This is a genomic window from Methylophaga sp. UBA1464 (assembly GCF_002325665.1).
Taxonomy (GTDB): domain Bacteria; phylum Pseudomonadota; class Gammaproteobacteria; order Nitrosococcales; family Methylophagaceae; genus Methylophaga.
Map to the genome: position 1 here is coordinate 10,262 of NZ_DCSO01000023.1, position 8,174 is coordinate 18,435.

Annotated in this window: 7 protein-coding genes; 1 reads left to right on the forward strand and 6 read right to left on the reverse strand. The window is 44.4% G+C overall.

The window, feature by feature from the left end; genetic code table 11:
- A partial coding sequence (locus tag B3O33_RS02415) for an OmpP1/FadL family transporter (protein ID WP_292362854.1) occupies nt 1-635 on the forward strand: 635 nt, incomplete at its 5' end.
- 34 nt (nt 636-669) lie between these two features.
- On the opposite strand, the gene B3O33_RS02420 is transcribed toward B3O33_RS02415, so the two are convergent.
- The 6 genes from B3O33_RS02420 to B3O33_RS02445 all read right to left on the reverse strand — a co-directional run bounded on the left by B3O33_RS02420 (nt 670) and on the right by B3O33_RS02445 (nt 7,892).
- On the reverse strand, nt 670-2,286 hold the full coding sequence (locus B3O33_RS02420; RefSeq protein WP_292362222.1) for a GGDEF domain-containing protein: 1,617 nt from the start codon (nt 2,284-2,286) through the stop codon (nt 670-672).
- Nucleotides 2,287-2,527: 241 nt separating this feature from the next.
- On the reverse strand, nt 2,528-3,094 hold the full coding sequence (locus B3O33_RS02425) for a hypothetical protein (RefSeq protein WP_292362224.1): 567 nt from the start codon (nt 3,092-3,094) through the stop codon (nt 2,528-2,530).
- 320 nt (nt 3,095-3,414) lie between these two features.
- Complete coding sequence (locus B3O33_RS02430; RefSeq protein WP_292362225.1) at nt 3,415-3,966, reverse strand: VPLPA-CTERM sorting domain-containing protein; 552 nt, start codon at nt 3,964-3,966, stop codon at nt 3,415-3,417.
- A 117-nt stretch (nt 3,967-4,083) separates the two neighbouring features.
- On the reverse strand, nt 4,084-5,154 hold the full coding sequence (locus tag B3O33_RS02435; RefSeq protein WP_414673264.1) for an ABC transporter ATP-binding protein: 1,071 nt from the start codon (nt 5,152-5,154) through the stop codon (nt 4,084-4,086).
- Nucleotides 5,144-6,754 (reverse strand): ABC transporter permease, encoded by a 1,611-nt coding sequence (locus tag B3O33_RS02440; RefSeq protein ID WP_292363962.1) that lies wholly within the window; start codon nt 6,752-6,754, stop codon nt 5,144-5,146. Before B3O33_RS02440 ends, B3O33_RS02435 begins: the two co-directional genes overlap by 11 nt.
- A 106-nt stretch (nt 6,755-6,860) precedes the next feature.
- Complete coding sequence (locus tag B3O33_RS02445; RefSeq protein ID WP_292362227.1) at nt 6,861-7,892, reverse strand: Fe(3+) ABC transporter substrate-binding protein; 1,032 nt, start codon at nt 7,890-7,892, stop codon at nt 6,861-6,863.
- Nucleotides 7,893-8,174 lie beyond the last annotated feature (282 nt).

The following is an 8,174-nucleotide window of genomic DNA, read 5'->3' on the forward strand; positions in this document are numbered from 1 at the left end:
ACCGGGCAACTCCCAGACTTACTTTAGCGGCAACTTATACAGGTAAAACAGAGCTGCCGTTAACGGATGGTGAACTTAAACTTAATATGACCGGCGCCGGACTCGGAGTGGTGAAATACGATGATGTTTCATTGAAAGGACTGGCTTTACCAGAAGAGATTGGTGTTGGCGCCGCCTATCAGATGAATGACAAACTGCTGCTATCGCTAAAACTAAACTGGATAAACTGGTCTGATGCGATGAAAAAGACCGAGTTAAGGGCGACGGATCCTTCCATCGCTGGTTTAGCTGACATTAACAGTACTTCAACCATGAACTGGGATAATCAATTGGTTTTTGCCACTGGTATGGCCTATCAATACAACGATAAACTGACTTTATATGCAGGATATAACTACGGTAAAAACCCGATTCCCAAAGAACATACCAACCCTGTGGTTGCCGGTATTTTCGACCATCACCTGACTTTTGGCGGTAGCTACAAGTACAACTCACAATGGACGCTTTTTGGAGGAATTGAGTACGATTTCCGTAAAAAGGTGGAATACACCAATCCTGAATTACCGTTCGGCAATGATGCCCAGTTACGTAATGAGGCTGTTTGGCTGCATCTGATGGTCAGCAGACAATGGTAGCGTTCTTTTTTATTAAGCATTTCTCAGGCCTGTTCTAAGCCCATTGACGGTTATTAGTACGTTTTTGATGATACATGCGTTTATCTGCCAGTACTCTGAGCTCATTAATATTGATGCTTTCTACCATATTCGCTGAGCCATGACTGACGCCGGCTTTTTCAAATCCGTTCTGTCGCATGTAACTGATGGTTTCTGAAATGACCTCTCTGATATTTTCTGCATAGGAAATACTATTACTGGTGATGGCAAACTCATCACCTCCCATACGGTGCAGTACCCCCAGATTTCCAAGTTTTTCAGACAGGATTCGGGCAAACATCTGCAGCATTTCGTCACCTTTCAGATGCCCGAAGGTGTCGTTATAAAGCTTCAGGTTATCCATGTCCAGTAACGTTAACATCCCGTTTTCTGGCAGTTTTTCCATGGAAATATCCAGGGCATAACGATTAGGGAGACCAGTCAATGCATCATGATGGGCAATTTGCAAACTGTGCTGTACCAATACCAGGTTACGTTCTTTTTCACGATAAACTTCGGCGAACTGGTAGCCCAGAACCAAGCCAATCAGCAGCACTTCCACTGTTACAGCTAACAGACCAATATGCTCAATATAGATAGTGTAGACGCCTTCCAGATCCTTGCTGGAAATGGCTATTGAGCCAATAACAAAGAAGGTGGCAATAGCTACCAGATAAAAATAGGCGATTTTATAACCTTCAAAGGCTCGCACCAGTGCAGCAATCAATCCATAAAGCATCATTAAACCGACACCATAGCGGGCACATTCGATGATCAGGTGTTTATTGAATATGGCGGTAGCAAGTAGCACAGCAAGTATCAGCAAAAACAGTTTGGCCAGGAGATCCAGTTTGGGGTGAGTATCAGCCCTTATCTGTAATAAATGCTTGGCAAACAGGATATAGGCAAAGTTACTTAATAAAATAGGACCACCGACAAAATAAAACCAATGGATATTGAACAGGTCAGGGGTAATTAACAGGGCAGTACCGTTGTAAATCACATTCATCAAGATAAAAAAGGTATACATGATTTCAGTGGTGCGTCTTCGGACTAACGCCAGAATGCTGTAATACACTCCAAGACTGATCAATACGCCCATGCTGACCAGCGTAATGACACTGCCCCATTTTATGGCCTCGCGGTAATGTGACAATGTGTCCCAATAAGGCTGAGGCTCAGCAATAAAATAGGGAGAAACCAATTGTGTCGTGAGCTGATATCGACCAGGGGGAAGTTTGAATTCTCGTCCATGACGCATAAAAAACGTATTTTTTACTTCCGACTCAATTCCCCCTCTCGCTTCGGCAACAATATTCCCTGTCGCATTGGAGATATAGTGATGAAAATGACCTAATACACTGGCATTTTTAAAATCAATGACAATGGTTTGATCTGAATCTGTGATTTCGAAAGATGAATTGAAGACAAATTGCCCGCCGGTCAGTGCTGGCGCATTAATGGACTTAACAGGCTGCTCAGGAAATTGCCATTCAGAGTCGACTTCATACCACTGCCCCGCAAATTGTTGCTGGGCAATACCGGTCGCTGGAATAAGTAATATGAATAGCCATAAGAGCCTGATAAATAAAAGCTGAAAAGGGGCTAAGCCAAATTGTAGACAATTCATCATGTTCAGCTATTCACAATCCAATAAATATAACTTTTCATCTGTTCAGGGTTTGGATTTGTTCATTGGGGATGGTTTCTTTTTTGAAGTTTAGCAAGACCATAGCAACTATTATGAGTGGTATGTTGATATTTTTACATGTTGTTAAGAATCCTTATGTTCTGGGGAAATGATTTTGTGGTTGTCAGAGTGAAAGATAAAAAAAAGCCGTGCTGGGCACGGCTTTGAATGATGATGAAGTGCCTTATTTGACAAGGCGGCGTCTGAAGCTCAGAAAGCCTAATAATGCTGGGGCAAATAACCACAGTGCAGCAGGAATTGGCACAGCTGATACAGGAGAAGTATTGAAGTAGGCCACATGCGAGATCCCTAAGAGTCCGTCATTGTTATAAAACAATGAGGTAATGGGCGTATCGAATAAACCTACCAGAGTAAAATTCCCGACTTTCATTAAAAAGCCTTCAAATGCAAGGCCCAGCGATGAAGAGTCAAACATATTACCTGCAGGAGGTGGTTCAATTTTAGTAAAGTCAGTGACAGTGAAACCGACACCTGCTGCATTAAAAGCGGTTTGTAATTGAGATCCATCCACCGCATTAGGAATAGCATCGGCTATGTAATAACCTTGCGATGCACCGGGCATGTAGTCAGTGATATTCACCACTGTTGAAATGGTTCCAGTGTTACCCGGAGGACCTCCTGTTGGATAACTGACAGGATTTATAAGTGATAATGTTGCTGCATTAACCGTCAATGACAATGTTGTCAGGCATGCAACCAACAACGTATTAATATAACTAGAAATTTTCATAAAATGCCCCCCAGCGGTTGTTAATATTATTGTGTACTACATCTCATAATTTAGGCCGTTGTGAATCGCCTGGATAGTGTACTTTGGTACTAATTCCCTATTTTTTGTATGAAAATTTCCTACCCCTATGAGTGTGCTAAAAGAAATCATGAGAATTTTCAGTGGATTCTAAAATGGATCCGCCGAAAGGAAAGAGAAAAAAGGAAGTTTATCGACAACGGCAACGGAAGAAATCAGTCATGATTGAAAAGTTTGGCTGTAGAAATAAAATGCAAAAAAAAGCCGTGATAAACACGGCTCTTTGTGTAAAGGGGGAAAGCTTATTGAATCATGCGACGTCTTAACCCTAAAAAACCCATTAAAGCCGGAGCAAATAACCATAAAGCTGCGGGTAAAGGTACTTCTGAAACAGAGGTGTTGAAATAGGCAATATGTGAAACGTCTTTCCCATCGTGTGTTAAGAAATCCAGGCTGGAAATTGGGGTATTGAAAAGACCAATTAAAGTAGTTGTGCCGTATTTCATTAAGAACCCGGAAAATGACAGCCCTAGTGGAGATGTATTCAAATCGTTCGAAGCGGGATTTTCAATTTTGAAAAAATCCGTTACCACAAAGCTGGATCCTGCTTTAGATATTGCGGTTTGCACATGCGCAGCATTCATTGCATTTGGATTAGGTTTGGCGGCATAAAAGCCTTCTGAAGCGCCAGGCATAAAATCATTGATATTTTCAACCTGAGAAACCGTTCCCTTAAAGCCATTAGCGTTATAGTTTACTGTACCAGTCAAAGATAATGATGCCGCATTAGCAGTGACGCTTAATGAAGCTGTTACAAACAACAACACGGTTTTGATAAGGGTGATTTTTTGCATACAGGTTTGCGCCTCCAGGGGCAGGGGGGGATGGGAATTACGATGCATAATTTATAGATATTGCAGCAAATAGATATAGTACCTTGGTACTACCTCACACATATTTTCGTGGTGTATTCAGGGAAAATCTGAAAACACGGCCAAATGGTCCGCTTCCAGACGAATTCCAAGAAATTCACCGATCTCATGCTGATGATGACTTTGCACCAGGCACAAAATCTGTTGGCCACTTTGCAGTTTGAGGGTGTAGAGATAAACTGCGCCACGAAAAGCCCTGGCGACAATTTCGGCTTTTAACGGACTATTATCGTCATGGATGATGTCATCCGGTCGTAGCAGCAAATTTACCTTCTGGCCTGTAGCCGCATCGGACGTCATTTTACCGCTGACAATGCCCAGTTCTGTGCTGACCTTGTTATCAGCAATAATCTCTCCGGGGAGAAGTACGCCTTGTCCGATAAAATCAGCGACAAAACGACTGGCCGGGCGATGATATAAATCATAACCATTTCCCCATTGCAGCAGTTTACCTTGTCCCAGTACGCCGATCTGATCGGCCATGGCAAAGGCTTCATGCTGATCATGCGTCACCATAATCGCAGTCACACCATCACGTCGCAGTAAGTCACGCACATCACGAGCGAGTTGTTCACGTAAATCGGAGTCCATACTGGAAAACGGTTCATCCAGTAACAGAATATCGGGACGAGGAGCCATGGCCCTTGCCAGTGCCACGCGTTGTTGCTGACCACCGGAAAGTTGATGCGGATATTGATCTTTAGAATCGACCAACTCGACTAATTCAAGCAGTTCGTCAACACGTTGCTGTCGTTGTTTTCGCGGCAGTTTTTGCAAACCAAAACCAATATTTTTCGCGACAGTGAGATGTGGAAACAAAGCAAAGTCCTGAAACACCATACCGATTCGGCGTTTTTCCGGAGATAGGAAAAAATCAGCGGAGCTGACCGTTTTACCATGCAATACAATATTGCCCTGCATAACCGGTTCAAAGCCGGCAATGGCTCTTAATACTGAGGTTTTACCGCAGCCCGAAGGACCCAGTAAACAGGCAATCTCACCGTCTTTTAATTGAAAGGAAACGCCTTCCACAACCGGCCTGCCCGCATAGCCGATACTGATATTGTTTACCTGTAATTGGGATATGTGCATTGTGGTATCAGTTTTCATCAATTGCCACTTTAAGCTTGCGTGATCGGGTAATGGTTTTACTCAGTAGTATGACCGGAATAATACCTGCAATGACGATAGCCAGTGCTGCGGGAGCGGCTTCTGCCAAACGTTCATCGGAAGCCAGCTCATAGGCTTTTACCGCTAAGGTATTAAAGTTGAATGGTCGCAAAATGAGCGTAGCGGGTAATTCTTTTAAAACATCAACAAATACCAGCAATAATGCCGTCATTAATGAGGCACTTAACATCGGGATATGGATCTGCCTGAGAATCTGTAATGGTCGAAAACCAAATGATCGGCCAGCCTCATCCATGGAATGCGTGATACGCGTCAAACCACTGTCAACGGTTTGTAATGAGACTGCAAGGAACCGTGTCAAGTAGGCAAAGGTAACTGCGACCAGAGTTCCGCTGAGTAATAACCCGGTGGAAAAGTCAAAATGGCTGCGAGCCAGATCATCAAGTGTATTATCAATCCAGGCAAAAGGAATCATCACCCCAACCGCAATAACGGCACCCGGAACGGCATAACCCATACCTGCCACACGAACAGCACCACTGACTAATTTACCGGGATAGAGCCGCTGGGCGTAGGCCATTATGATGGCTAACACTAATGCCAGTACTGCAGCAAATGCAGCCAGTGAAAGACTGTTCATCAGTAATCTCATAAATGCGGCATCAATCACGGTATCAGCCACATGAATGGTCCAGCTAAGCAGTTGTATGGCGGGTAATAAAAAGCCCAGACTGAGTATCAACATACAAAAACAAAATGCCAGTAAAGCACGGCTTCCGGTTAATTGAAATCGACGTAGATCCTGATGCCGACGGCTAGTGTGATGATATCGGGCTTTGCGGCGTGAATAGCGTTCCACGATTATCAGGGCAAACACAAATACCATGAGTCCGGCAGCCAGCTGTGCTGCCGCAGCGGCACTGCCCATACCGAACCAGGTACGGAAAATACCGGTGGTAAAGGTGCTGACACCAAAAAACTGTACGGTGCCATAATCTGCCAGGGTTTCCATTAAAGCCAATGATAAACCGGCAATGATTGCTGGACGAGCCAGCGGCAGTGCCACGCGCCAGAACGTTTTCCACGGCCCGTTACCCAGTGTTCGACTGACATCCAGAACGCAGATGGATTGATTAAGAAATGCGGCACGGCTCAGCAGATAAACATAAGGATAAAGCACCAGCGTCAACATGGCCACCGCACCATTTAATGAACGGATCTGGGGAAACCAGTAATCACCATATTGCCAGCCAAACCAGTCACGTAAGGCCATCTGTACCGGCCCGGCAAAATCCAGCATGCCGGTATAGGTATAGGCAATAATGTAGGCGGGCATGGCCATAGGCAGTAATAGTGCCCATTCAAAAACACTGCGTCCGGGAAACTGACACATGGTCGTGAGCCAGGCGGTGGTTACCCCAATTAACAGGGTGCCGATGGCCACCCCCAGCATTAATAATAAAGAATTACGGATATAGTCGGGGAGAACTGTAGTGCTCAGGTGTTGCCAGATATCGCCACTGGGGACAAAAACATGGGCCAATACCACTATTACCGGCATTGACAATATGATTGCCATTACCAGAATGAATAGCGGATATGGACGGTATTGGCTTATTGATAACATGGAATTGTAAAATTGGCAGTTCGTCTGACAAAACTGCCAACTTTACGCATGGAAACGCTTATTGCCAACCTGCACGATCCATCAAGCGCAGTGCATCCGCGTTAAATTCACCTAATTTATCCATGACCAGAGGATCGGCTTTGAACTCTCCCCATTGTTCCAGTAGTTCGCCTTTTTCGATATCTGCTCTAACAGGATATTCACCATTGGCTTCTGCATACCATTTCTGGGCAGCATCGCTGGTCAGAAACTCAATCAGTCTGATGGCATTTTCCTGATGTCTGGCATCTTTAATGACGGCGGCTCCCGAAACATTGATATGTACACCACGATCATCCTGATTGGGCCAGAAAACCCCCATCTTTTCAGCGGCTTCTCTTTCCTTGGGGTCATTACTGGTTAACATACCGGCAAGATAATAGGTATTGGCAATCACGATATCGCACTGACCCGCTGCTGCTGCATTAATTTGATCACGATCACCACCTTGCGGCGAGCGTGCAAAGTTGGCCACCAGTCCTTTTGCCCAGTCTTCTGTTGCGGCTTCGCCATTTGCAACAATCATGGAGGCAACCATTGACTGGTTATAGATATTGCTTGAAGAACGCACGCAGATTCTGTTGTTCCAGCGAGGCTCCACCAACGCTTCATAAGTTGAAAGTTCTGCAGGATCAACGCGATCTTTCACATACATAATCGGACGTGCGCGCAGCGATAAACCAAACCAGTAATCTTCAGGATGGCGATATGACGATGGAATACGTTGCTTCAGAGTATCTGATTCAACAGGTTGTATCAGTTCCATTTCCATTGCCCGATGCAAACGGCCTGCATCGGTTGTTAATAAAATATCTGCCGGTGTATTACGCCCTTCATTTTGTAAGCGTTGCAATAACTCATCAGCGTTACCGGTAACCAGATTGACTTTGATGCCCGTTTCTTCGGTGAAATCGTCCAGCAACGGTTTGATCAGCGATTCAATTCGGGCAGAGTAAAGATTAACTTCATCGTGGGAATCACTGCTGCAACCTGTGACGAGTAATACGCTTAATCCCAGCCAAACACATAGAAAAATACCTGCTTTACGCATAGAACACTCCGTAGTTAATATGTATTACAATGATAATGAGATTTATTTTTGTTTGGAATAGCATACAGAATTTTTTCTATGCTGAAGTTGCCATAAGATTATCGATGCGGGTTAGTCAAGCCCCGTTCAGTCTGCTTTTAGCTTTGCAAAAAACTGGCACAAAAAAGCGTAAACCAGTATTGTTTTGACTTAGTGAATACAGGTTTCAAAACTGAAACCGCGCAATCTGCAAGGTATCAAAATGTCTGGAAGTTTATTTATTGTGGCGGCGCCTTCAGGTGC